The organism is Modestobacter italicus, assembly GCF_000306785.1.
Classification (GTDB): domain Bacteria; phylum Actinomycetota; class Actinomycetes; order Mycobacteriales; family Geodermatophilaceae; genus Modestobacter; species Modestobacter italicus.
On sequence record NC_017955.1, the window covers coordinates 5,022,530 to 5,044,991 of the forward strand.

General features: G+C 74.1%; 25 protein-coding genes. 13 read left to right on the forward strand and 12 right to left on the reverse strand.

Annotated features, from left to right (window positions below):
- Nucleotides 1–19 precede the first annotated feature (19 nt).
- Nucleotides 20–1,147 carry a CAF17-like 4Fe-4S cluster assembly/insertion protein YgfZ gene (gene ygfZ / locus MODMU_RS23860; protein WP_014742966.1) on the reverse strand — a complete coding sequence of 376 codons (1,128 nt, stop codon included), beginning with the start codon at nucleotides 1,145–1,147 and terminating at the stop codon, nucleotides 20–22.
- The gene (locus MODMU_RS23865) at nucleotides 1,144–1,596 is read right to left on the reverse strand and encodes a Fur family transcriptional regulator (RefSeq protein ID WP_014742967.1); all 453 of its coding nucleotides are present in this window, start codon (nucleotides 1,594–1,596) and stop codon (nucleotides 1,144–1,146) included. The genes ygfZ and MODMU_RS23865 overlap by 4 nt, the downstream gene beginning before the upstream one ends.
- A 40-nt stretch (nucleotides 1,597–1,636) precedes the next feature.
- On the opposite strand from MODMU_RS23865, the gene MODMU_RS23870 reads away from it, so the two are divergent.
- From MODMU_RS23870 to MODMU_RS23880, 3 genes are all read left to right on the forward strand, one after another.
- Complete coding sequence (locus MODMU_RS23870) at nucleotides 1,637–2,485, forward strand: aminotransferase class IV (protein WP_014742968.1); 849 nt, start codon at nucleotides 1,637–1,639, stop codon at nucleotides 2,483–2,485.
- A gap of 70 nt (nucleotides 2,486–2,555) precedes the next feature.
- Nucleotides 2,556–3,872: a Na+/H+ antiporter NhaA gene (gene nhaA / locus MODMU_RS23875; protein ID WP_014742969.1), complete on the forward strand. Its 1,317-nt coding sequence runs from the start codon at nucleotides 2,556–2,558 to the stop codon at nucleotides 3,870–3,872.
- 336 nt (nucleotides 3,873–4,208) lie between these two features.
- Nucleotides 4,209–4,934, forward strand: a complete 726-nt coding sequence (locus tag MODMU_RS23880; RefSeq protein WP_051144268.1) for a hypothetical protein — start codon at nucleotides 4,209–4,211, stop codon at nucleotides 4,932–4,934.
- 92 nt (nucleotides 4,935–5,026) lie between these two features.
- Here MODMU_RS23880 and MODMU_RS23885 read toward each other — a convergent pair whose 3' ends face one another.
- The 3 genes from MODMU_RS23885 to MODMU_RS30180 are packed head-to-tail and all read right to left on the reverse strand — an operon-like array spanning nucleotide 5,027 to nucleotide 7,430.
- On the reverse strand, nucleotides 5,027–6,733 hold the full coding sequence (locus MODMU_RS23885) for a DUF885 domain-containing protein (protein WP_041795584.1): 1,707 nt from the start codon (nucleotides 6,731–6,733) through the stop codon (nucleotides 5,027–5,029).
- Nucleotides 6,734–6,738: 5 nt separating this feature from the next.
- On the reverse strand, nucleotides 6,739–7,311 hold the full coding sequence (locus tag MODMU_RS23890; RefSeq protein ID WP_014742972.1) for a heme-binding beta-barrel domain-containing protein: 573 nt from the start codon (nucleotides 7,309–7,311) through the stop codon (nucleotides 6,739–6,741).
- Nucleotides 7,308–7,430: a hypothetical protein gene (locus MODMU_RS30180; RefSeq protein ID WP_014742973.1), complete on the reverse strand. Its 123-nt coding sequence runs from the start codon at nucleotides 7,428–7,430 to the stop codon at nucleotides 7,308–7,310. Before MODMU_RS30180 ends, MODMU_RS23890 begins: the two co-directional genes overlap by 4 nt.
- A gap of 165 nt (nucleotides 7,431–7,595) precedes the next feature.
- Here MODMU_RS30180 and MODMU_RS23895 point away from each other — a divergent pair, with 165 nt between their 5' ends.
- The gene (locus MODMU_RS23895) at nucleotides 7,596–8,447 is read left to right on the forward strand and encodes an alpha/beta fold hydrolase (protein WP_014742974.1); all 852 of its coding nucleotides are present in this window, start codon (nucleotides 7,596–7,598) and stop codon (nucleotides 8,445–8,447) included.
- On the forward strand, nucleotides 8,444–10,195 hold the full coding sequence (locus MODMU_RS23900; RefSeq protein ID WP_014742975.1) for a putative bifunctional diguanylate cyclase/phosphodiesterase: 1,752 nt from the start codon (nucleotides 8,444–8,446) through the stop codon (nucleotides 10,193–10,195). The genes MODMU_RS23895 and MODMU_RS23900 overlap by 4 nt, the downstream gene beginning before the upstream one ends.
- Here MODMU_RS23900 and MODMU_RS23905 read toward each other — a convergent pair.
- Nucleotides 10,129–11,115 (reverse strand): NAD-dependent epimerase/dehydratase family protein, encoded by a 987-nt coding sequence (locus tag MODMU_RS23905; RefSeq protein WP_041795586.1) that lies wholly within the window; start codon nucleotides 11,113–11,115, stop codon nucleotides 10,129–10,131. The two genes, MODMU_RS23900 and MODMU_RS23905, sit on opposite strands and share 67 nt — an antisense overlap.
- Nucleotides 11,116–11,239: 124 nt before the next feature.
- On the opposite strand from MODMU_RS23905, the gene MODMU_RS23910 reads away from it, so the two are divergent.
- Together MODMU_RS23910 and MODMU_RS23915 are read left to right on the forward strand one after the other, a co-directional pair.
- Nucleotides 11,240–11,920, forward strand: a complete 681-nt coding sequence (locus tag MODMU_RS23910) for a TetR/AcrR family transcriptional regulator (RefSeq protein ID WP_014742977.1) — start codon at nucleotides 11,240–11,242, stop codon at nucleotides 11,918–11,920.
- Nucleotides 11,921–12,051: 131 nt separating this feature from the next.
- Nucleotides 12,052–12,912: a S1 family peptidase gene (locus tag MODMU_RS23915; RefSeq protein WP_014742978.1), complete on the forward strand. Its 861-nt coding sequence runs from the start codon at nucleotides 12,052–12,054 to the stop codon at nucleotides 12,910–12,912.
- Nucleotides 12,913–12,972: 60 nt separating this feature from the next.
- Here MODMU_RS23915 and MODMU_RS23920 read toward each other — a convergent pair whose 3' ends face one another.
- The 6 genes from MODMU_RS23920 to MODMU_RS23940 all read right to left on the reverse strand — a co-directional run bounded on the left by MODMU_RS23920 (nucleotide 12,973) and on the right by MODMU_RS23940 (nucleotide 16,289).
- Entirely contained in the window at nucleotides 12,973–13,266 is a 294-nt protein-coding gene (locus tag MODMU_RS23920; RefSeq protein ID WP_014742979.1) for a DUF1416 domain-containing protein, read from the reverse strand.
- Nucleotide 13,267: 1 nt separating this feature from the next.
- A complete protein-coding gene (locus tag MODMU_RS23925; protein WP_014742980.1) occupies nucleotides 13,268–14,101 on the reverse strand; it encodes a sulfurtransferase in 834 nt (277 codons plus the stop codon).
- A 195-nt stretch (nucleotides 14,102–14,296) separates the two neighbouring features.
- Complete coding sequence (locus tag MODMU_RS30405) at nucleotides 14,297–14,392, reverse strand: putative leader peptide (RefSeq protein WP_430699183.1); 96 nt, start codon at nucleotides 14,390–14,392, stop codon at nucleotides 14,297–14,299.
- Entirely contained in the window at nucleotides 14,389–14,757 is a 369-nt protein-coding gene (locus MODMU_RS23930; RefSeq protein ID WP_014742981.1) for a thioredoxin family protein, read from the reverse strand. The genes MODMU_RS30405 and MODMU_RS23930 overlap by 4 nt, the downstream gene beginning before the upstream one ends.
- Before the next feature lie 3 nt (nucleotides 14,758–14,760).
- Nucleotides 14,761–15,471: an LmeA family phospholipid-binding protein gene (locus MODMU_RS23935; RefSeq protein ID WP_014742982.1), complete on the reverse strand. Its 711-nt coding sequence runs from the start codon at nucleotides 15,469–15,471 to the stop codon at nucleotides 14,761–14,763.
- Complete coding sequence (locus MODMU_RS23940; RefSeq protein WP_014742983.1) at nucleotides 15,468–16,289, reverse strand: hypothetical protein; 822 nt, start codon at nucleotides 16,287–16,289, stop codon at nucleotides 15,468–15,470. The genes MODMU_RS23935 and MODMU_RS23940 overlap by 4 nt, the downstream gene beginning before the upstream one ends.
- Nucleotides 16,290–16,470: 181 nt before the next feature.
- Between MODMU_RS23940 and MODMU_RS23945 the strand changes: the two genes are divergently transcribed.
- The 6 genes from MODMU_RS23945 (at nucleotide 16,471) to pstB (ending at nucleotide 22,451) form a co-directional block, all read left to right on the forward strand.
- A complete protein-coding gene (locus MODMU_RS23945; protein ID WP_014742984.1) occupies nucleotides 16,471–17,199 on the forward strand; it encodes a winged helix-turn-helix transcriptional regulator in 729 nt (242 codons plus the stop codon).
- Complete coding sequence (gene mshD / locus MODMU_RS23950) at nucleotides 17,183–18,151, forward strand: mycothiol synthase (RefSeq protein WP_014742985.1); 969 nt, start codon at nucleotides 17,183–17,185, stop codon at nucleotides 18,149–18,151. The genes MODMU_RS23945 and mshD overlap by 17 nt, the downstream gene beginning before the upstream one ends.
- Before the next feature lie 246 nt (nucleotides 18,152–18,397).
- Complete coding sequence (gene pstS, locus MODMU_RS23955; protein ID WP_231851715.1) at nucleotides 18,398–19,489, forward strand: phosphate ABC transporter substrate-binding protein PstS; 1,092 nt, start codon at nucleotides 18,398–18,400, stop codon at nucleotides 19,487–19,489.
- Between the two features lie 109 nt (nucleotides 19,490–19,598).
- The gene (gene pstC / locus MODMU_RS23960) at nucleotides 19,599–20,567 is read left to right on the forward strand and encodes a phosphate ABC transporter permease subunit PstC (RefSeq protein WP_014742988.1); all 969 of its coding nucleotides are present in this window, start codon (nucleotides 19,599–19,601) and stop codon (nucleotides 20,565–20,567) included.
- The gene (gene pstA, locus MODMU_RS23965) at nucleotides 20,567–21,646 is read left to right on the forward strand and encodes a phosphate ABC transporter permease PstA (RefSeq protein ID WP_014742989.1); all 1,080 of its coding nucleotides are present in this window, start codon (nucleotides 20,567–20,569) and stop codon (nucleotides 21,644–21,646) included. The genes pstC and pstA overlap by 1 nt, the downstream gene beginning before the upstream one ends.
- Nucleotides 21,647–21,671: 25 nt before the next feature.
- Nucleotides 21,672–22,451 carry a phosphate ABC transporter ATP-binding protein PstB gene (gene pstB, locus MODMU_RS23970; RefSeq protein WP_014742990.1) on the forward strand — a complete coding sequence of 260 codons (780 nt, stop codon included), beginning with the start codon at nucleotides 21,672–21,674 and terminating at the stop codon, nucleotides 22,449–22,451.
- The last annotated feature ends 11 nt before the right edge of the window (nucleotides 22,452–22,462 follow it).

The following is a 22,462-nucleotide window of genomic DNA, read 5'->3' on the forward strand; positions in this document are numbered from 1 at the left end:
CTGGCGCTCGCTGCGATGCTCACGAACGCGTCGTCTCGGGGTGCATCGTCGCAGACCGGACGGCCTTGACCCGGTCACGGGCCGCCGCCACGGCCGCGTCGGGCTCCGGCGCGGTGTCCCCGGCGTCGATCGCGGCCACCGCCTCGCCCACCTTCAGCGCCGTCTCCGCCGTCACCGACTGCTTGACCAGCGCGAGCGCGATGACGCCCAGCTCGTGGTGGCGGACGGCGGTCCCCAGCCGGCCGACCTCACGGGCGCCGGCGGTCACCGGCGTGCCGGGTGCGGGCAGCGTCTCGCTCATCCCGTCCAGGTGCAGCAGCACCAGCCGCCGCGGCGGGCGACCCAGGTTGTGCACCCGGGCGACCGTCTCCTGGCCGCGGTAGCAGCCCTTCTCCAGGTGGACGGCGGTGCGCAGCCACTCCAGCTCGTTGGGGATCGTGCGGTGGTCGGAGTCGACCCCGGCCCGCGGGCGGCGGGCCTCGACCCGCAGCGCCTCATGGGCGTCCAGCCCGGCCAGCACGGCTCCGGCGCCCAGCAGCTCGTCGGCCCGGGCGGCGAGCTCCCCGCGCGGCACGAGCAGGTCGACCACGGCCGCCGTCCCGTCGCCGATCGCCGGCATCCGGCGCACCCAGCCACCACCGGGCAGCGCGAGGACGGCGTACGGCTCGACCGGGACCGGCCAGCCGGCGGCGGTCAGGACGGCGTCGCCCTGCGGCCCGACCAGCGACAGCAGCGCCCAGCGGTCGGTGACCAGCTCGGGGTCGACCCGCAGCATGAACCGCATCCGCTGCAGGAACTCGACCAGCGCGGCCCCGGTGCCCGGCTCGACATCACCCCAGGTGGTCCCGGCCAGCTCGGTGAGGACGACGTGGTGCTCGACGTGGCCGTGCGGGGAGAGGACGAGCGCCTCGGAGCCGGTGGCGTCACCCAGCCGCTCGAGGTGCTGGCTGGTGAGCGAGTGCAGCCAGCTCAGCCGGTCGGCACCGGGGACTGCGAGCACGTCGCGGTCGCTGCGGTCGACCAGCCCGGCGCCCTCCGCCAGCCGGCGCTGCTCGGGCAGCGGCTCGCCGTAGTGCGCGGCGACGGTGCCGCCGCCGGCCAGGTCGAGGGCGACGGCGCCGGGGCGCTGCAGCAGGGGGGAGCTCATGGGTGGTTCTCCTTCTCCGAGCAGGCGCGGCAGGTGCCGGACAGCGCCACGTGGCCCACGTCGACGGTGAAACCCAGGTCGGCCGCCAGACGTTCCGCCGCACCGTCGAGCAGCGCCGGGTCGGCCGAGCTGATCTGGCCGCAGGACTGGCAGACGACGTGCAGGTGCGGGTGCTGGGCGGCGTGGTAGACCGGCGCACCCTTGCCCAGGTGGGTGTGCCACACCAGCCCGAGCCGCTCCAGCAGCTCGAGGGTCCGGTAGACGGTGGAGGTGTCCGGCGCGGCACCGCCGGGGCCGGCCTCCTCGCGGAGCCGGGCGTGGATCTCCTCCGGCGTGCCGTGCTCCAACGCGGCGACCGCCGCCAGCACCCGCTGGCGCTGGCTGGTCAGCCGCAGCCCGCGGGCCCGCAGCTGCGCCGCCAGCGGCGGCGCGCTCTCCGGTCCCGACACGCTGCCGAGCCTAGATCTCCGGTACGGCAGGGTGGGGGGCGTGACGGCTCTGCGGCGGGTGGCCCTCTGGACCGACGGCACGGTGCGGGCGGTAGCTCCCGACGAACCGGTGGTGACCGCCTTCGACCAGGGCCTGGGCCGGGGCGACGGGGTCTTCGAGTCGGTCCTGGTCACCGGCGGGCGGACGCCGCACCTGGACGCCCACCTCACCCGGCTGCGCCGCTCGGCCGAGCTGCTCGAGCTCACCCACCCCGGCGAGGAGGCGGTGCGCACCCTGGTCGCGGCGGCCTCCGCGGACTGGCCGGCCGACGTCGACGGCGCCTGCCGGGTCTTCCTGACCCGCGGTCTCGGTGCAGGTGAGCCGCCGACCCTGCTGGCGCTGCTGGCCGCCGTCCCGGCCGAGACGCTGCGCCAGCGCGAGACGGGCATCGCCGTCGTCACGCTGTCCCTGGGCGTGCCCGCGGACTTCCGGGCGACCGCGCCGTGGCTGCTGGGCGGGGCGAAGACGCTGTCCTACGCGGTGAACATGGCCGCGCAGCGGCACGCGCACGCCGCCGGCGCGGACGACGTCGTCTTCACGTCGTTGGAGGGCCGGCTGTTCGAAGGCCCGACCTCGACCGTGGTGTGGGCCGCCGACGGCCGGCTGCACACCCCGCCGGTGGAGACCGGGATCCTCGCCGGCACCACCCAGGCCCGGCTGTTCGCGCGCGCGGAGGCCGACGGCTGGCCGACCGCGGTCACCGCGGGCACGGTCGCCGACCTGCACGAGGCCGACGCCGTCTGGTTGCTCTCCGGCATCCGCGGGGCCGCACGCGTGACCCGGCTGGACGGCGTGCAGCGCGACGACGCCGGCCTCACCGCGCGGGTGGCGGAGCTGCTCGCCCGGTAGGCTCTCCCCCGGTGCGCCGGGAAGTCTGGTCGGCAACTCCTCAGCCGACCCCGCACCCCGGAGCCGCCCCGTGACCGTGCCCACCCGCCTGTTCAGCCCCGGTTCGTGGACCGAGGCCAGCCGGCTGGCCGTCGTCCTGCGCAAGGAGACCGTCGGCGGCGTCCTGCTGATGATCGGCGCGCTGATCGCGCTGGTGTGGGCGAACACCCCGTGGTCGGGTGCCTACGACTCACTGCGCGACACCGTCGTCGGCCCGTCGGACCTCCTCGGGCTGCACCTGGACCTGTCACTGGGCACCTGGGCGGCCGACGGCCTGCTGGCGGTCTTCTTCTTCGTCGCGGGCCTGGAGCTCAAGCGCGAGTTCGTCGCCGGTGACCTCCGCGACCCGCGCAAGGCTGCCCTGCCGGTCGCGGCGGCCGTGGGCGGCATGGTGGTGCCCGCGCTGCTCTACGCGCTGGTGAACCTGCGCGCCGGGGGTGGGGCGCTGACCGGCTGGGCGATCCCCACCGCGACCGACATCGCCTTCGCCCTCGCCGTCCTCGCGGTGATCAGCACGCACCTGCCCACCGGGCTGCGCACCTTCCTGCTGACCCTGGCGATCGTCGACGACCTGCTGGCCATCACGATCATCGCCGTCTTCTACACCTCGACGCTGCAGGTGGTACCGCTGCTGCTGGCGCTGGTGCCGATCGCCCTGTTCGGGGTGCTGGTGCAGAAGCGCGTCAGGTCGTGGTGGTTGCTGCTGCCGCTGGCCGCCGTGGCCTGGGTGCTGATGCACGAGTCCGGCGTGCACGCCACCGTGGCCGGGGTGCTGCTGGCGTTCACCGTGCCGGTGGTGCGCAGCGAGGCGGCCGGCGGGCCGGACGCGGGTCCCGGGCTGGCCGAGCACCTCGAGCACCGGGTCCGGCCGTTCTCGCAGGGCTTCGCCGTCCCGGTGTTCGCCTTCTTCTCCGCCGGCGTGACCGTGGGCGGCCTCTCCGGGCTCGGGGCCGCGCTGTCCGACAGCGTGGCGATCGGCATCGTCGTCGGTCTGGTGGTCGGGAAGACGGTGGGCATCGCGGGCGCCACCTGGCTGGTGAGCCGGTTCACCCGGGCGCAGCTGGACCCGGCGCTCGGCTGGCTCGACGTGATCGGGTTGGCCGTGCTGGGCGGCATGGGCTTCACGGTGTCGCTGCTGATCGGCGAGCTGGCGTTCGGGGTGGGCTCGCTGCGCGACGAGCACGTGAAGGTCGGCGTCCTGACCGGGACGCTCCTGGCCGCGCTGCTGGCCTCGGTGCTGCTCCGGCTGCGCGACCGCCGGTACCGGTTGGTCGCCGAGCAGGAGGCCCGGGACGACGACGGCGACGGCGTGCCGGACGTCTACCAGCGGCCGTCCGCCGAGAGCTGAGAGAACCTCGTTGCCGACCTCCCGATCCCGTCGTACGGTTTGGGTACACGAGAGAGGAGGTGGTCCCGAAGTTGATGACTTACAGGACGCGTGAGGTGGCTGTCCGCTAGCCGCCGTCCAGATGGGCCGCCCGTTCAGCCTCTGCGCAGCCCCGCCGGAAGCTGAACGACGGCATCCCGCCCGTCCGTCGATGGCGGCGAGCGAGAACCGGACAGTCACCCGACCCCCGGGCTGCCGACGTTGTCCAGTCGGCCCGTGTGCCGCTCTCCCACTACGGTGGGGGCAGCGCCGCGGAGCAGCCCGGGGGTTGTCCGTTGTCTGGGGGTGGAGGCGACCGTGCAGTTCGCCGGACGCTCCGTCGCCCTGGACACCTCCGCCGGCATCTGGCTGGCCGAGTCCGCGCAGAGCGCTAAGCCCGACACCGTCGCCGCGCTCGTCCCGGCGTCCTTCGAGGCCGTCGCCCGGGTCTTCCACCCCGCCGTCCGCTACGTCGGGGACGACGACGTCGAGGTCCCCTGGGCGTCGGTCGCCGCGGCCAACGGCACGACCCCGCACCCGCTCATGCAGTGGGGCTCGGTGACCGGGTCGATGGAGTACTTCGAGAACGACGACCAGTCGCCGCTGTGGCACGGCGCCCCCGCCCGCGGCCACCTGCCCTCCCCCGTCGCCGAGCGCCTGGTGCAGGTGCTCACCGGGTGGACGACGACCGCCGACGTCTGCTGGTTCGCCGTGGCCGAGGGCGGCGCGGTGATCACCGACCACCCCACGCTCAGCCTGCCCCGCTGCGAGTACTGGCTGGTCAACGGCCCGATCGAGCTCGCCGCGGCGAACATGGCCGCCGAGCCGTTCGAGCAGAGCGCGAACCTGTGGTGGCCGGCCGACCGGGCCTGGTGCGTGGCCACCGACGTCGACCTGGTCAGCAGCTACGTCGCCGGCAGCGCCGCCTGCATCGCCGAGGTGCTCGCCCGCCCGGACCTCGAGGGCCTCCCCGCCGAGTTCACCCACCGCATCACCTGGGACGCCGACCAGGTCAACCCACCCCCGGTCGACGCCCCCGATTGATGAGGGGCCCCTACACCGGCATAGGTACCAATACGTGCGGATCCCGCCCCGAAACGCAGGTATTGGTACCTATGCCTGAGCAGCGCGCGGGACTACAGCTGGGCCAGTTCGTCGGCGAGGTCGTCGAGGCCGAGGCTGCCCTGGGACAGCGCCGCCATGTGCCAGGCCTTGAGGTCGAAGTCGGCGCCGCGCGCCGACCGCGCCGCCGCGCGGCCCTCCAGCCAGGCCCGCTCCCCCAGCTTGTAGCTGATCGCCTGCCCGGGCATGCCGAGGTAGCGCACCAGCTCGCTGTCCAGGAAGGCGGTGTCCCGGCCGCAGTTCTCCCCGAAGAAGGCCCGGGCCAGCTCCGGCGTCCACGGCTTGCCGCGGTGTTCGGCGACCGCGCCCTCGGCGTCGTCGGGGATCGGCAGCTCCAGGTGCATGCCGATGTCCACGACCACCCGGACGGCGCGCATCTGCTGGGCGTCCAGGTAGCCCAGCCGCGCGCCGGGGTCGGTGAGGAAGCCCAGCTCGTCCATCAGCCGCTCGGCGTAGAGCGCCCAGCCCTCGACGTTCGCACCGACCGAGCCGAGCGAGGTCTGGTACGACGAGAGGTCCTGCGAGACGTAGGCCCACTGGGCCAGCTGCAGGTGGTGGCCCGGGACGCCCTCGTGGTACCAGGTCGACACCAGGTCCCACAGCGGGAAGCGGTCCTGGCCCAGCGTCGGCAGCCAGGTGCGGCCCGGGCGGGAGAAGTCCTGCGCCGGGCGGGTGTAGTACGGCGCCGCGGCGCTGCCGGGCGGGGCGATCATCGCCTCCACGGTGCGGACCGGGCCGGCGATGTCGAAGTGCACGCCGTCCAGGGCCTCGATCGCCTCGTCCATCATCGCCTGCAGCCGCACCCGGATGGCCTCGACGCCCTCGACGGCCTCGCCGTGCTCCTTGAGCCAGCGCATCGCCTCCATCGGGGTGGCCCCGGGCAGCACCTTCTCCGCCTCGGTGCGCTGCTCGGCCAGGATCCGCTGGTGCTCGGCCCAGCCCCAGGCGTAGGCGTCCTCCAGGCCGGTGCCGGCGCCCAGGTCCGAGCCGTTCCAGGAGCGGGCGAAGCGGGCGTACCGCTCGCGGCCGACCGCGTCCGGCGTCCCCTCGGTCTGCGGCCCGTAGACGTCGCGCAGGAAGTCGCGCACCTCGGCCACGGCGGCGTCGGCGGCCGCGGCCGCCTCGTCCAGCTCGGTCCGCAGCTCCGCCGGGCCGCCGGCGACCACCCCGGCGAAGTAGGGGTCGGCCAGCCACTCGTCGAGCTGGCCGACGACGGTCTGCACCTGCCGCGGGGCGGCGAGCAGCCCGCGCTCGGCACCCGCGGTCAGCGTCTCCCGGTAGCCCCGGTAGGCCTCCGGCACGCGGGCCAGCCGCCGGCCGAGCACGGCCCAGTCCTCCACCGACCCGGTGGGCATCATCGAGAACACCTGGCGGATCGAGTGCACCGGGGAGAACAGGTTCGACACCTGCCGCAGGTCCTCCCCCGCCTCGTGCAGCTCGAGGGCCGCGGTGAGCCGCTCGCGCAGCAGCCGGGCGCAGCGCCGCTCGACCGGGTCGTCGTCCAGCGAGGGGTCCGCGGCCAGCACCCGGTCCAGCCCGTCGAGGGTGCGGCGGAGCAGCTCGGCCTCCGCCTCAAGCCCCGCCGGGGTGGTGTCGGGCAGCCGGTCGTCCCCGGGACGGGTGCCCAGCGCGGTGGCCACGATCGGGTCGAGGTCGCAGACGGCGTCGACGTAGGCGTCGGCCACCTGGCGGGGGGTGCGGGGTTGGGCGGGAGCGCTCACGGAGGTCAGCGGATCCTCTCGAGTCGGGCGGACATGGTGGGCCGGAGCGGCTGGTCGCCGGCGGCCCGGTCGATCGCGTAGAGCAGCGCCCCCTCGACGATGCCGTAGAGGCGCTTGGCCCGGCTCGTGTCGGGGTGGTCGGGGGTGCGGGCCAGCACGTCGGTGTCGAGCTCCCAGCTCGTCGTCGTCCGGGCGGTGCCGACGTAGATCTCCACCAGGCCGGCCGGGGAGCTGACCAGCAGCTCCACCTCGTCCTCGCCGCGCGGGCGGAGGAACCCGGACTCGCGCTGGTCGGGGCCGACGACCCGGCCGTCGTCGGAGAGCCGCCACGTGCGGGAGTCGTAGCTCAGGAAGTCCCGGCCGTCGTGGGCGAACCGGACCCACTGGCCGAAGCGGTGGTCACCCCCGGCGCCGGCGGCCTGGCCCTCGCCGTGCCACTCGCCCAGCAGCGGCAGCACCGAGAGCAGCTCGTGCGCGACCTCGGGCCCCTCCCGGACGTCGACCGTGTCGGCCACCGGCAGCTCGGTCGGCCCGGCGACCGGACCGGTGGGCAGGCCCGGCGGGACGGGCGCGGTCACCGGGCCCGCCCGGAGGACGACGGGACGTCGCGGCGCGCGAGCCGCCACGCCGAGGCGGCGAGCCCCAGCGCGACCAGTGCGGTGAGGGTGACGAGCACCCAGGCGGAGACCAGACCCATGCCGTCACCGTAATCCGGCGCGCCGGAGCCCACCGGCCGCGGGCCTCCTCACCCGGAGGGGCGGGCCCGGGACGTCCGGCTCAAGGACCGGCCGCGGTCGGCCGAAGCAGATGGTGCACGACGGATCCCGAACCCCGCGGATCCCCCAGCACCCGAGGTGACCAGGTGTCGATCGACGCGGCCGCACGGCCGACCCAGCAGACGGCCGGGACCGTGGCGGAGCGGTTCCACGTGACCAGCACGGGCCGGCCCGACGGCCCGGTGCTGCTCTTCGCCCACGGCTTCGGCTGCGACCAGGGCATGTGGCGGGGTGTGCTGCCGCACGTCACCGGCGACCACCGGGTCGTCCGGTACGACCTGATGGGTGCCGGCCGGTCCGACACCTCGGCCTACGACCCGGAGCGGTACGCCACCCTCGACGGGCACGCCGCGGACATCCTGGACATCTGCGCCGAGCTCGACCTGCGCGACGTCACCCTGGTGGCGCACAGCGTCAGCACGATGATGGCCGTCCTCGCCGCGATCGCCGAGCCCGACCGCTTCCGGCAGCTGGTGCTGGTCGCCCCGAACCCCTACTTCCTCGACGACCCGGCCACGGGCTACGCCGGCGGCTTCTCCGCCGACGACCTGGCCGAGGTCGCCGCCGCCCTGGACAGCAACTACTTCACCTGGGCCGAGGCCTTCGCGCCGGTGATCATGGGCGTGCCGGACGCACCGGAGCTCGGCGAGGAGCTCACCGCGAGCTTCTGCCGCGTCGACCCCGACATCGCCCGCCAGCTGCTGCGGATCATGTTCACCACCGACTACCGGCCGCTGCTGCCGCAGGTGGCCACGCCCACCCTGGTGCTGCAGTGCCGCGCCGACGCCATGGTCCCGCCGTCGGTGGGCGACCACCTCCGCGGCGCCATGCCGGACGCGACGGTGGTCCAGCTGCAGGCCATCGGGCACTGCCCGCACATCAGCGCCCCGGAGGAGACGGCCGCGGCCATCCGCGAGCACCTGCTGACGCTGCGGTGAGGGACTACGCCGAGCTGTGGGAGAACGCGCCGAGCGGCCAGCTCCTGCTGGACGACGACGGGCTGGTCACCGCGGTCAACACCACCTTCACCAGCTGGACCGGGCACACCGCCGACGCACTGCTCGGCACGCCCTTCCCGCAGCTGCTGCCGATCGGCGACCGCGTCCTCTACACGACGCACTCGCTGCCCCAGCTGGTGGTCACCGGCCGGATCGCCGAGGCGTCCGTGCAGGTCAACGGGGCCGACGGCCGGCGCCACCCGGCGCTGCTGAGCGCCACCCGCGTACCGGCCGGCCCGCACGGGGCCGAGACCCGGGTGGTGCTCGTGGACGCCCAGCAGCGGCGCCGCTACGAGGAGGAGCTGCTGGCCGCCCGGCGGCGCGCCGAGGAGTCGCGGGCCCGGATCGCCGAGGCCGAGGCGGAGCTCACCGCGTTGGTCCACCACGACTCGCTCACCGGCCTGCTCAACCGGCCGGGCCTGCTGCACGCCCTGCACGGCCGCCTCGGCGAGGCGCACACCGACCGCGCCGACGGCGCGGTGCCCACCGTCTTCTTCCTCGACCTCGACGGCTTCAAGACCGTCAACGACGACCTCGGGCACGCCAGCGGCGACGAGCTGCTGCAGGTCGTCGCCCGCCGGGTCCGCTGCGCCTCGCGGGCCAGCGCCGACGTCGCCCGGCTCGCCGGTGACGAGTTCGTCGTCCTGGACGACGTGACGCCCTCCACCGCCGGCAGCGTGGCCGACCGGCTGCTCCAGGTGCTCGCCGAGCCGGTCGTGCTGCAGGGCGTCGAGGTCGTCGTCGCCGCCAGCATCGGGGTCTGCTCCGCCGAGGTCCCGGTGCCCGCCGACGAGGCACCGCAGGTCGCCGACCTGGTGCTGCGCCGGGCCGACACCGCGATGTACCGCGCCAAGGCGCAGGGCAGCGGCCGCTGGGAGGCGCACCGCCCGGGCAGCACCGACCCCGGCAGCGCGCGGCTGGTGCTGCTCGAGCAGCTGCGCGCCGGCCTCCGGGACGGCGAGCTGCGGGTGCACTACCAACCCCGGATGCACCTGGCCAGCGGCACGATCAGCGGCGTCGAGGCCCTGGTCCGCTGGCAGCACCCCACCCGCGGGCTGCTGCAGCCGGCGGAGTTCATCGACGCGGCCGAGGAGTCCGGGGTCATCCGCGACCTCGGAGCCTGGGTGCTCACCGAGGCGGTCGAGCAGGCCGTCCGCTGGGACGCCCGGAGCGGCCCCTCCGGCCTGCAGGTGGCCGTCAACCTGTCCGCCCGGCAGCTCGCCGACCCCGACCTCGTCACCCGCGTCGCCGGCGTGCTGGCCCGCGCCGGGCTGCCGTCCTCCCGGCTGGTCCTGGAGATCACCGAGACGGCGCTGATGAGCGACCCCGACGGGGCGCTGACCACCCTGCAGCAGCTCCGGGCGCTCGGCGTGCTGCTGGCCGTCGACGACTTCGGCACCGGTTACTCCAGCTTCACCTACCTCAAGCAGTTCCCCGTCGACGAGCTGAAGATCGACCGCTCCTTCGTCACCGGCATGACCACCGACGCCGGCGACCGCGCGATCGTGGCCAGCTGCGTGCACCTGGCGCACGCCATGGGCCTGGTCGCCGTCGCGGAGGGCGTGGAGTCCCCCGGCGAGCGGGACGCCCTCCTCGCCCTGGGCTGCGACCAGGCGCAGGGCTACTTCTTCAGCCGTCCGGTGCCGGCCGACGCCGTCCCGGTGCCCGGCGGCGTCGTCGGGGTCTGACCCGCCGGGGCGGCGGTGGCCCGCGCGACCTCGTCCCAGGGCGTCGGCTGCAGGCCGAGGACGTCGGTGGTCTCGGCCGAGTCCATGACGAACGGCTGGTCCCACTGGTGCCGGATGGCGACGAGCTCCCGCATCTGCGGCTGCACCGCACCGATCGCCCGGAGCACCGGCCACGGGATGCCGCTGACCCTCGCCGGCGGGGCGCCCATCTCCCGCGCCACGTCGGCGAGCGCCTGCCGCTGCGAGCGGGGCGGGGCCGTGGGCACCAGCCAGGCGCGGCCCTCGGCGCGCGGGTCGGCGCCCAGCCGGACCAGCGTCGCGGCGACGTCGGGCAGGTAGGACCAGCTGTGCGCGGCGTCCGGGTCCCCGATGACCCAGGCGCGCCGGCCGCGGCGCAGCGTCTCCAGCTGGCGCATCAGGTGCGACTGCGGCGCCGGCACCGTCGGGCCGACGAAGTCCGAGGCGCGCGCCTCGGTGACCCGGATCCGGCCCGCCTCGCGGGCGGCCAGCGCGTCGGCCCACAGGCCGGCCTTCAGGCGGCCCTTGACGTCGGTCGCGGCCAGCGGGCTGCTGGCGGTGATCGGCCCGCGGGGGCGGCCGTAGCCGTAGAGGCTGCCCATGACCACCAGCAGGGCCTGGCTGCGCTCGGCCGCGCGCAGCACCGCCGCCGCGATCGGCGGCCAGTCCTGCGTCCACCGGTCGTAGGCCGGCGGGTTGACGGCGTTGTAGAGCACCTCGGCCGCACCGACGGCGGCGGTGAGCGCCTCGGCGTCCGACGCGTCGACGGCGCGGTGCTCGATCGTGCCGGTGCTCGTGCCGCCGCTGCGGGAGAGCACGACCACCTGGTGGCCCTGCTCGGCCAGCAGCTGCGCCGTCGCCGACCCCACCGGCCCCTTGCCCATGATCACGTGTCGCGCCATCCCGGCCTCCCCTGGAAGTGAGAGCAGTGCTCTCGGATGTCGCCCACCGTGCCCCTGCTTCGACCCACTGTCAAGAGCGCCGCTCTCGATTGCGCGCGGTGCTCTCGTCGTGGGATCCTGAGCCGTGCCGCCGACCACCGCCCGGGAGCGGGCCCGCGCCGAGCTCACGTCCGAGATCACCGACCGGGCCCGCGCGCAGCTGGCCACCGTCGGGGCCGCGGGGCTGTCGCTGCGCGCCGTCGCCCGCGAGCTGGGCATGGCCTCGTCGGCGGTGTACCGCTACTTCCCCAGCCGCGACGAGCTGCTGACCCGGCTGATCATCGACGGCTACGACGCGCTCGGGGTCGCGGCGGAGGCGGCCGACGACCCCACGGCCACCCCGCGGGAGCGCTGGTCGGCCATCTGCCGCGCGGTGCGCAGCTGGGCCAGGGCGCACCCGCACGAGTACGCGCTGCTCTACGGCTCGCCGGTGCCCGGCTACTCCGCGCCCCGCGACACGGTGCCCGCCGCGCTCCGCGTCGGCATGGCACTGGGCCGGGTGCTCGGCGACGCCGCCCGCGCCGGCGACCTGCCGCCCGCCGCCGGCACCCCGACGGGGACGGTCACGCCGGAGGTGGCGCCGGTGCTGGGCGGGGAGGACCCCGCCCTCGACGACCGGGTGCGGGCCCGGGCCCTGCTGGCCTGGAGCGGGCTGTTCGGCACGGTCAGCTTCGAGCTGTTCGGCCACTTCACCGGCGCGGTCGCTGACGCCGACGCGTTCTTCGACGACGCGATGCGCGACCTGGCGGGCCTCGTCGGCCTGTAGCCCGCCGGCCCGGCCGGTGCGGGTGAGCGCCTCCCGGACGGCACCGGACGGCTGTCCCGGCCGAGGTGCACAGTCACGGCACAGCCATTACCGTCTGCAATCCGTCGCTCACGCTCGATCAGGAGATGCACATGCGCAGGTTGTCCGCGGTCCTCGCCGGTGTCCTGTCCCTGCTCACGGTCGGGGTGGTGGCGCCCAGCACGGCCGGCGCCGTGACCGGCGGGACGGAGGACACCGCCAACCGGTACTCGAACGTCGGCCTGATCCTGTTCTACGACGCGACCGGCCGCTTCCGCTGCTCGGCCACGCTCGTCTCGCCCACCGTCCTGCTCACCGCGGCGCACTGCACCGAGGGCACGCTCGGGGACACGGTCGTCACCTTCGACCCCGACGTCGCGCGGACCGCCGCCGAGGCGGCGACCGCCATCCCGACAGCGGCGGACCCGGCGGTGGGCTACACGGACGCAGACCTCGCCGCGTTCCCCGGCTGGTACAGCGGGACGGCGTACACCCACCCCGAGTACTCCGGCTTCACCGACATGGACAACTGGAACGACGTCGGCGTGGTCGTGCTCGACGAGCCGGTCACGGGCATCACGCCGGCGCAGATCGCCCCCCTGGGGTACCTGGACCAGTTCGCCCAGCCGGCGCTGAACAGCACGACGTTCACCGTCGTCGGCTACGGCACCGAGGTGCGCAAGCCCGAGGCCGGGCCGCAGAAGCCGACCCCGATGAGCTACCCGATCGTCCGCCGCTACACCGACGTCGTGGGTCAGAAGCTCACCCCGCAGATCCTGCAGGTGAACGGCAACGAGCACGACAACCGCGGCGGGGGTGGGAGCTGCTTCGGCGACTCCGGCGGCCCGACGTTCAAGGACGGCTACCTGGTCACGGTGACGAGCTACGGCTACACCGCCAACTGCCGCTACCTCGACGGACTGCAACGGGTGGACACCGAGGTCGTCCAGGACTGGCTGGACACCTTCCTCTGAGCGAGCACCCCGCGCACGCGACAGCGCCCGCCCCGGCTGAGCCGGGGCGGGCGCTGTGTGTCAGGCGATCGCGAGCGTCGTCTCGTTGAGGCCGACGTCGGCCGCGAGGCTGCGCTCGGCGCGGCCGATCGGGGCCAGCGACCGCAGCGTCCAGGTGCCCGGCGCGGCGAAGAAGCGGAACTCACCCTCCGGGCTGGTCACCACCTCGGCGGTGAACTCGTCGGTGGCGTCCAGCAGCCGCACGTAGGCGCCGGCCACCGGCGACCCGTCGTGCCAGACCGAGCCCTGGATCACCGTCTGGGTGGCGAGGTCCACCCCGGCCAGCGTGCTGCCCTGCGCGGGGGCGCCGCACACGTCAGGCGCCCTTCGCGATCGGGACGCCGACCAGGGAGCCGTACTCGGTCCACGAGCCGTCGTAGTTCTTCACGTTCTCGTGCCCGAGCAGCTCGCGGAGCACGAACCAGGTGTGGCTCGAGCGCTCCCCGATGCGGCAGTAGGCGATGGTGTCCTTGCCCTCGTCCAGCCCGGCCTCGGCGTAGAGCTTGGCGAGCTCCTCGTCGCTCTTGAAGGTGCCGTCCTCGTTGGCCGCCTTGCTCCACGGCACGTTGACCGCCGAGGGGATGTGGCCGGCGCGCTGGGCGCCCTCCTGCGGCAGGTGCGCCGGGGCGGTCAGCTTGCCGGCGAACTCGTCGGGGCTGCGCACGTCGACCAGGTTCTTGGTGCCGATCGCGGCGACGACCTCGTCGCGGAAGGCGCGGATCGAGGTGTCGGGCTCGGCGGCCTGGTACTGCGTCGCCGGGCGCTCGACCACGTCGGAGGAGAGCGGGCGGCTGTCCAGCTCCCACTTCTTGCGGCCGCCGTCGATCAGCTTGACGTCCCGGTGGCCGTAGACCTTGAAGTACCAGTAGGCGTAGGCGGCGAACCAGTTGTTGTTGCCGCCGTAGAGCACGACGGTGTCGTCGTTGCTGACGCCCTTGGCCGACAGCAGGGCGCTGAAGCCCTCGCGGTCGACGAAGTCACGCGCCTCGGGGTCCTGCAGGTCGGTCTTCCAGTCCAGCTTGACCGCGCCCTCGATGTGGCCCTTGTCGTAGGCGCTGGTGTCCTCGTCGACCTCGACGAGGACGAGGCCGGGCTGGCCCAGGTGCTCCTGGGCCCAGTCGGCGGTGACGAGCACGTCGTTGCGGCTCATGGGATGGCTCTCCTCAGGGATTGCGGATCGGTCGACCTGGGCGGGTGGTGCGGGCGGCCTGCGCCGCCGGACGATCAGGTGCAGCGGGGAGCCCCGGCGGAGCCGTGCGCGACGGCCGCGGGACGAGCGGTGGGCATGTGGGTGCGGGGCCTCCGGACGGCGGTCAGGGCACGTCTGGACGAGCGGGGCTCGTCCTCAGGAGGCGGGACACAGGCAGCTGCCGACGCGGCACAGGTCCACTGCGCGTCGCGAGGTCAGCAGGATGCCCACGGCGCGAGGGTAGCTGATCACGACCGCACCGCCGTACGGGCGTCCACCAGGGCGGCCAGCTCGCCCGCCCGCGGGGCGCCGCTGCTGCGCCCGAGCAGGGTGCCGCTGCGGTCGAGGTAGAACAGCGTCGGGGTGAGCCGGACGTCCAGCGCCCGCACCGCGTCGAGGTGGCTCTCGGCGTCCACGTGCAGGTGGGCCAGCCCCGGTCGGGTGGCCTGCAGCTGCTGCAGGCGGGCGCGGGTGGCGCGGCACGGGCCGCAGAAGGCGGTGGAGAACTGCACGACGGTGAGGTCGGCGTCCTCGGGGCGGGCGCCGAGCCCGCGCAGCACCGCGACCTCACCCGTCGTGTCCACGATGTGCTGGAACGGCGCCCGGACGGCGGGCATTCCTCAGCCGGAGAGCACCGTGTCCCGGGCCTGCACCCGGACGTCGACGCCCCCGGCGGCCGGCTGCACGCTGGTCAGCTGCAGACCGAAGGGCAGCGCGGGCACCCGGTAGCGGAAGTCGAGCAGCTCGTCGGCGGTGTCGAGCACGAAGTCCGGGACGTCGACCGCGCCGGCCGACGCGTCGTGCACGTCGACGACCACGTCCTGGCCCTCCAGGGTGACCGTGCCCGCCGCCGTCACCGCGAAGTCGACGCCGAGCACCTCCACGCTCTTGGTCAGCCGGATGCCGTCCCCGTCCTGGGTGAGGGTCGTGTCGCCGCCGAGCTGGTCGGCCAGCAGCGCGTACGACAGCGTCGCCGTCCCGTCGACCCGGTCGACCGGGATCTGCTGCACCGAGCCGGACAGCGCGTCGGACAGCGGCACGCGCACGCCCTGCAGCGAGACGTCGGCGCGGGTGCCCGCCGGCTGCCCGAGCTCCTCGGCGGTCAGGTGGATCCGGACGTCGGAGTACCGGCCCGACACCGCCTGGGTCAGGAACGGGAAGCCGGTGATCTCGACGTCGGGGGTGCCGGCGAGCTGCCCTCGGTCGGCGAGCTGCTCGGCGACCCGGTCCTCGGCGACGCCCACCCCGACCCGGTCGACGACGACCAGCACCCCCAGCACGACGCCGAGGAGGACCAGCACCGCGGCCAGGCACCCGATCCGGCGGCTCATCCGGTGCCGTAGAGGGTCAGCGCGTAGGCGACGGGGGCCGCCGCGGCCAGCGGCAGCACCGCCTGCACGACGGGCAGCGCCCAGCCCGCCTGCCCGCGCTCGGCGACGACGTAGGAGGCGCCCAGCGCCATCAGGGCGGCGACCCCGCCGAGCGCGGCGCCGTAGACGGCCGCGGGGACCCCGCCGGCCGTCGCGCCGCCGTCCCCGCGCAGCCAGGCCACCGCCACCGCCGCCACCACGGCGAGCAGCAGGCCGAGCAGTCCGCGGGGCACCTCCGGGGTGATCCGCGGCCGGGGCAGGACCAGGTCGACCAGGTGCCCCACCAGGAGCGCCGCACCGACCGCGAGCAGCGCGGTGACCAGGGCCTGCTCGCCGCCGTCGAGCCGGCCCAGGGCCAGCAGCACCGCGAGCGCGCACACCGAGCTGAGCAGCAGGACGACGCCGGCCAGCGACGCGACGAGGTACAGCCGGGGGGCCGGCCGGGCCATCTGGTGCACGACGGCGGCCAGGAACCCCAGCCCCAGCACCGCCAGCAGCCCGTCCAGCTGCGGCCGGTCGGGCAGCAGTAGGGCGGCGTCGGCACCGGCGGCGGTCGCCACACCCAGGCCGACCGAGCCGAGGAGCCCGCGGATCCCGACGGCCACCACCCACGCGGCGACCAGCGCGAGCTGCAGGAGCGCGACGGCCACCAGCCGGCCCGGCCCGCCCAGGGCGGCCGACAGCGCGGCGGCGCCCCCCGCGGCCAACACCACCAGCCCGGCCGGCGGCAGGTGGTGGGTCCGCGGGGACACCTCGGGGTCCAGCGCCGCGGGGGTCACCCGGCGATCGTCCCAGAGGTCACCGGCGGCACGGTGCCGGCGGCGCCGACGTGTCGGTGGTGACACCGGAGGTGCGCTGCGTCACCTCTGGGGTCGAACGGCGGCACACGTCCGCTATCCTGCACTCTCACCTCGACAGCGTCGTCGACGGCCTGGGATCACACCCCAGTGAGGAGACGACATGCGACTGGTGCTCATGACCTCGGCGCGGCAGGCGACCACCGAGGTCCTCCCCGCCCTGGGGCTGCTCGCCCACCAGGTGCGCATCGTGGCGCCCGAGCTCTCCAGCCTGCTCGACGGCGACGCCGGTGACGTCGTCCTGGTCGACGCCCGGCACGACCTCGTGTCGGCCCGCACGCTGTGCTCGCTGCTCGCCTCCACCGGGGTCGCCGCCTCGCTGGTCGCCGTCCTCGCCGAGGGCGGCCTCGTCGCGCTGTCGGCCGACTGGGGCGTGGACGACGTCGTGCTCGACACCGCCGGCCCCGCCGAGGTCGACGCCCGGCTGAAGTGGGCCACCGCCCGGCGGCTGGCCGCGGCCACCCCCGCCGACGGCGGCGACGGCGGCGTGACCAAGGCCGGCGAGCTGGTCATCGACGAGCACAGCTACTCCGCGAAGCTGCGCGGCCGGCCGCTGGACCTGACCTACAAGGAGTTCGAGCTCCTCAAGTACCTCGCCCAGCACCCGGGCCGGGTCTTCTCCCGCGCCCAGCTGCTGCAGGAGATCTGGGGCTACGACTACTTCGGCGGCACCCGCACCGTCGACGTCCACGTCCGCCGGCTGCGCGCCAAGCTCGGCACCGAGCACGAGGCGCTGATCGGCACCGTCCGCAACGTCGGCTACAAGCTCGACCAGCAGGTCGCCGACGCCACGGCCGCGGCGAGCGTCACCGCCGGTGACAGCCTCTCCTGAGACCGGTCCGCTGAGCACTCCCGCCGACCCGGTCTCCGTCGAGGTCACCGACCGGCTGCCCCCCGCTGCCGTGGCCGAGGTCCTGGCCCTGCTCGAGGCGGCCCTGGCCGCCGACGGCGTGCGGCCGGTCTCGGAGGAGTCCGAGCTGCGGCTGCAGCACGGCGGCGTCCCCAGCGGCTCGGACGTCACCGCCCGGGACGCCGCAGGCACGCTGCTCGGCTACGCCCGGCTCGAGCTCCCGGCGGGCGCGCCCGACGCCGAGGCGGAGCTGGTCGTCGCCCCGGCCGCGCGCCGCCGGGGCGTCGGGACGGCGCTGCTCGCCCGGGTCGAGGAGCTCGCCGGCGACCGCCCGCTGGCCACCTGGGCGCACGGCCAGCTGCCCGGGTCCACCGAGCTCGCGACCGGCCGGGGCTACACGCAGGCCCGGGTGCTGCTGCAGATGCGCCGGCCGCTGGACGGCGTCGACCCCGACCCGCACCCGGCGCTCCCCGCCGGGGTCACCGTGGCCACCTTCCGGCCGGGCACCGACGAGGACGCCTGGCTGCAGGTCAACGCCCGCGCGTTCGCCGCCCACCCCGAGCAGGGCCGCTGGACGCGCACGGACCTCGAGCTGCGCGAGGCCGAGGCGTGGTTCGACCCGGCCGGCTTCTTCCTCGCCTGGCGCGACGGGCGGCTGCTCGGCTCGCACTGGACCAAGGTGCACCCGGCCGGCGAGGCCGGTGACCAGCCGATCGGCGAGGTCTACGTGCTCGGCATCGACCCCGACGCCCAGGGCATGCGGCTGGGCCGCGCGCTCACCGACCTGGGCCTGGCGCACCTGCGGGCGCGCGGCCTGTCGCACGTCCTCCTCTACGTCGAGGAGGACAACACCGCCGCCGTCTCGCTGTACGAGCGCAGCGGTTTCACCCGGTTCGCCGTCGACGTCTCCTGGCGGCGCTCCCCCGCACGCTGAGCGACCGGATCGGCCTCGGCCGTGACGGCGGCGCGCGGCAGTTCACCCGTTCGACGGACAGCGTCTGCCCGGATGTGACGCAGAGCTCCAGGGGCGTTCACCGCTCGTTCACCGAGCCACCCGGATCCGTCCACCTGGGCTGCTTAGCGTCCTGCTCGTTGCATTCCTCTGCCCGGCTACGACGTCCGGGCACACCAGTCGAAAGGCACTGAGTTGAAGCTCAGCACCACGACGCGCGCCGCGGCAGTGTCCGCATCGCTCGCCGCCGTCCTCGCCACCGCCGCCTGCGGCGCCTCGAACGAGGACACCAGCAGCAGCGGCTCCGACAGCAGTGCCAGCGGCAGCTCCTCCGCCGAGCTCAGCGGCGACCTGGTCGGCGCGGGCTCCAGCGCGCAGCAGGCGGCCATGACGGCCTGGCAGGCCGGCTTCAACGCCGAGCAGCCCGGCGTCACCTTCAGCTACGACCCGGCCGGCTCCGGCGCGGGCCGCGACCAGTTCACCTCCGGCGGCGTGGACTTCGCCGGCTCGGACGCGGCGCTGGACGACGAGGAGCTCGCCGCGGCCGGTGAGGTCTGCGGCGACGCGGGCGTCTTCGAGCTGCCGAACTACATCTCCGCCATCGCCGTGGTCTACAACCTCGAGGGCGTCGACGACCTGAACCTGTCCCCCGCCACCCTGGCCGGCATCTTCAAGGGGACCATCACCACCTGGAACGACCCGGCCATCGCCGCGGACAACCCGGACGCCACGCTGCCCAGCACCGCGATCTCGCCGGTCCACCGCGCCGACGACTCGGGCACCACCACCAACTTCACCGACTACCTCTCCAAGGCCGCCGGTGACGTGTGGACCGACGAGCCCGACGGCGAGTGGCCGATCCAGGGCGGGGAGGCCGGCAACGGCACCTCCGGTGTCATCGACGCGGTGAAGAACGGCGCGGGCACCATCGGCTACGCCGACGAGAGCCAGGCCGGCGAGCTCGGCATCGCCAACATCGGCATCGGCTCGGAGTTCGTGGCCCCCTCGGCGGAGGCCGCCGCCGCCGTCGTCGCCAACTCCCCGAAGGTCGAGGGGCGTGGCGAGTACGACCTCGCCGTCGCCGTGAACCGCGCGACGACGTCGGCCGACGAGTACCCGATCGTGCTGGTCAGCTACCACATCGGTTGCGTCCAGTACGAGGACCAGGCCAAGGCCGACGCGGTCAAGGCGTTCGAGTCCTACGTGATCAGCGAGGAGGGCCAGCAGGCCGCGGCCGACGCGGCGGGCAGCTCGCCCATCACCGACGAGGCGCGCACGGCGGCCCAGACCGTCGTGGACGCCATCACCGTCCAGGGCTGACCGACAGTCTCGGCTGCAGGCCGGCGGCCCGGGGAGTCCTCGTGACACCCCGGGCCGTCGTCCCGCGTCACCCACCAGTCCACCCACCGCACGGACGACGGAGCCACCGGTGACCACCACCAGCGCACCCCCCTCCTCTCCCCCGCAGCGCCGGGACTCCACGCCGAAGGCGAAGGGCCGTCTCGGCGACCGCCTGTTCGCCGGCGCGTCCACCGGCTCCGGGATCCTGATCCTGCTGGTCCTCGCCGGCGTCGCGGTCTTCCTGATCAGCAAGTCCCTCCCGGCCCTGACCGCCGACACCGCGGACCTGCCCAACGAGGAGGGGCTCGCTTCCTACATCTGGCCGCTGATCTTCGGCACGCTGCTCGCCGCGCTCATCGCCCTGGTGGTCGCGACACCGTTGGGCGTGGGCATCGCGCTCTACATCACCCACTACGCGCCCCGCCGGCTGGCCGCCCTGATGGGCTACGTGATGGACCTGCTCGCCGCGATCCCCAGCGTCGTCTACGGCTTCTGGGGGATCGCCACCCTGGCCCCCGCGCTGGTCCCCTTCTACGGCTGGCTGGAGCGCAACCTCGGGTTCATCCCGCTGTTCGCCGGCCCGGCCTCGGTGACCGGCCGGACCATGCTCACCGTCGGGCTGGTGCTCGCGGTGATGATCCTGCCGATCATCTCTGCCATCTCCCGCGAGGTCTTCAGCCAGGCCCCGGCCCTGCACCGCGAGGCGGCCCTGGCCCTCGGCGCCACCCGCTGGGAGATGATCAAGATGGCGGTGCTGCCCTACGGCAAGTCCGGCATCATCGGCGGGGCGATGCTGGGCCTGGGCCGCGCGCTCGGGGAGACCCTCGCGGTCGCGATCGTGCTCTCCGCCTCCGGCGTGGTCACCTTCAACCTGATCAGCAGCACGAACCCCTCGACGATCGCGGCGAACATCGCCCTGCAGTTCCCGGAGTCCTCCGGCCTCAACGTCAACGTCCTGATCGCCAGCGGCCTGGCGCTGTTCGTGATCACCCTGGCGGTCAACATGCTGGCCCGCTGGGTCGTCAACCGGCGCGCCGACTTCTCCGGAGCGAACTGATGAGCACCCAGACCCCCGTCCGCCCGGTCGAGTCCGCGCAGGGGCCGGTCGAGGTCCACCGCCGGCTGCCCCGGTTCGCGCCCACCGGCCTGTACGTGGCCGGCATCGTCGTCGGCGCGCTGCTCGCGGCGCTCACCACCGGCGGCCTCAACATCGCGCTGACCGTGGTGTACGGGGCGGTGCTGGGCACGCTGGCCGTCTGGCTCACCTCCCGCGCGGTCGAGGGCCGGCGCAAGGGCACCGACCGGCTGGTGACCTGCCTGGTGACCACCGCCTTCGTCATCGCGCTGGTCCCGCTGGTCTCGCTCGTCTACACGGTGCTGAGCAAGGGGCTCGAGCGGCTGGACAGCACCTTCTTCACCTCCTCGATGCTCGGCGTCGTCGGCGAGGGCGGTGGCGCGTACCACGCCATCCTCGGCACCCTGATCGTCACCGGGCTGACCACGGTCATCTCCGTGCCGATCGGCCTGATGACCGCGATCTACCTCGTGGAGTACGGCTCCGGCCGGCTGAAGAAGGCGATCACCTTCCTCGTCGACGTGATGACCGGCATCCCCTCGATCGTGGCCGGCCTCTTCGCGTTCGCGCTGTTCTCGATCTTCTTCGGTCCGGGCATCCGGCTGGGCATCATGGGTGCCGTCGCGCTGTCGGTGCTGATGATCCCGGTCGTCGTCCGCTCGGCGGAGGAGGTGCTCAAGCTCGTCCCCAACGAGCTCCGCGAGGCCAGCTACGCACTGGGCGTCTCGAAGTGGCGGACCATCGTGAAGGTGGTGCTCCGCACCTCGATCGCCGGGCTGGGCACCGGCGTCACGCTGGCCATCGCCCGGGTCATCGGCGAGACCGCGCCGCTGCTGATCACCACCGGCCTGCTGACCAGCACGAACATGAACCCCTTCGACGGCCGGATGACCACCCTGCCGGTGTACGCCTTCTACCAGCTCACCCAGCCCGGCTTCCCGCCGGAGCCGGCCATCGCGCGGGCCTGGACGGCTGCGCTCGTGCTCATCATCCTGGTCATGGCGCTCAACATCGTCGCCCGCCTGATCAGCCGCTTCTTCGCCCCCAAGACCGGTCGCTGACCGGAAGGACTGGAGGAACACCTCTGTGGCCAAGCGCATCGACGTCTCGGACCTGGACATCTACTACGGCAACTTCCTCGCCGTCCAGGGCGTGAACGTCTCCATCGAGCCGCGCAGCATCACCGCGCTGATCGGGCCCTCGGGTTGCGGCAAGTCGACCTTCCTGCGGTCGCTGAACCGCATGCACGAGGTCATCCCGGGTGCCCGGGTCGAGGGCAAGGTCGTCATCGACGGCCAGGACCTCTACGGCGCCGACGTCGACCCGGTCGACGTCCGCCGTCAGATCGGCATGGTCTTCCAGCGACCCAACCCGTTCCCGACGATGTCGATCTACGACAACGTCGTCGCCGGCGTCCGGCTGAACAGCACCCGGATGAAGAAGTCCGACATGGACGACCTGGTGGAGCGCTCGCTGAAGGGCGCCAACCTCTGGGCCGAGGTCAAGGACCGGCTCAACCGGCCCGGCTCGGGCCTCTCCGGTGGCCAGCAGCAGCGCCTGTGCATCGCCCGCGCCATCGCGGTGGAGCCCGAGGTGCTGCTGATGGACGAGCCGTGCTCGGCGCTGGACCCCATCTCCACGCTCGCCATCGAGGACCTGATGACGGAGCTCAAGGAGCGGTTCACCATCGTCATCGTCACGCACAACATGCAGCAGGCGGCGCGGGTGAGCACGACCACCGGCTTCTTCAACCTCAGCGGCGTCGGTCAGCCCGGGCACCTGGTCGAGTTCAACCCGACCGAGAAGATCTTCAGCAACCCGGAGGAGAAGGCGACGGAGGACTACATCTCCGGCCGCTTCGGCTGACGAAGGACGCC

Excerpts from the sequence above, each read along its gene's own strand:
- MODMU_RS23905 (WP_041795586.1), bottom strand. The coding sequence starts at position 11,115 with ATGGCGCGACACGTGATCATGGGCAAGGGGCCGGTGGGGTCGGCGACG.
- MODMU_RS23915 (WP_014742978.1), top strand. The coding sequence starts at position 12,052 with ATGCGCAGGTTGTCCGCGGTCCTCGCCGGTGTCCTGTCCCTGCTCACG.
- MODMU_RS23930 (WP_014742981.1), bottom strand. The coding sequence starts at position 14,757 with ATGCCCGCCGTCCGGGCGCCGTTCCAGCACATCGTGGACACGACGGGT.
- ygfZ (WP_014742966.1), bottom strand. The coding sequence starts at position 1,147 with ATGAGCTCCCCCCTGCTGCAGCGCCCCGGCGCCGTCGCCCTCGACCTG.
- MODMU_RS23935 (WP_014742982.1), bottom strand. The coding sequence starts at position 15,471 with ATGAGCCGCCGGATCGGGTGCCTGGCCGCGGTGCTGGTCCTCCTCGGC.
- MODMU_RS23925 (WP_014742980.1), bottom strand. The coding sequence starts at position 14,101 with ATGAGCCGCAACGACGTGCTCGTCACCGCCGACTGGGCCCAGGAGCAC.
- MODMU_RS30180 (WP_014742973.1), bottom strand. The coding sequence starts at position 7,430 with ATGGGTCTGGTCTCCGCCTGGGTGCTCGTCACCCTCACCGCACTGGTC.
- MODMU_RS23945 (WP_014742984.1), top strand. The coding sequence starts at position 16,471 with ATGCGACTGGTGCTCATGACCTCGGCGCGGCAGGCGACCACCGAGGTC.
- pstA (WP_014742989.1), top strand. The coding sequence starts at position 20,567 with ATGAGCACCCAGACCCCCGTCCGCCCGGTCGAGTCCGCGCAGGGGCCG.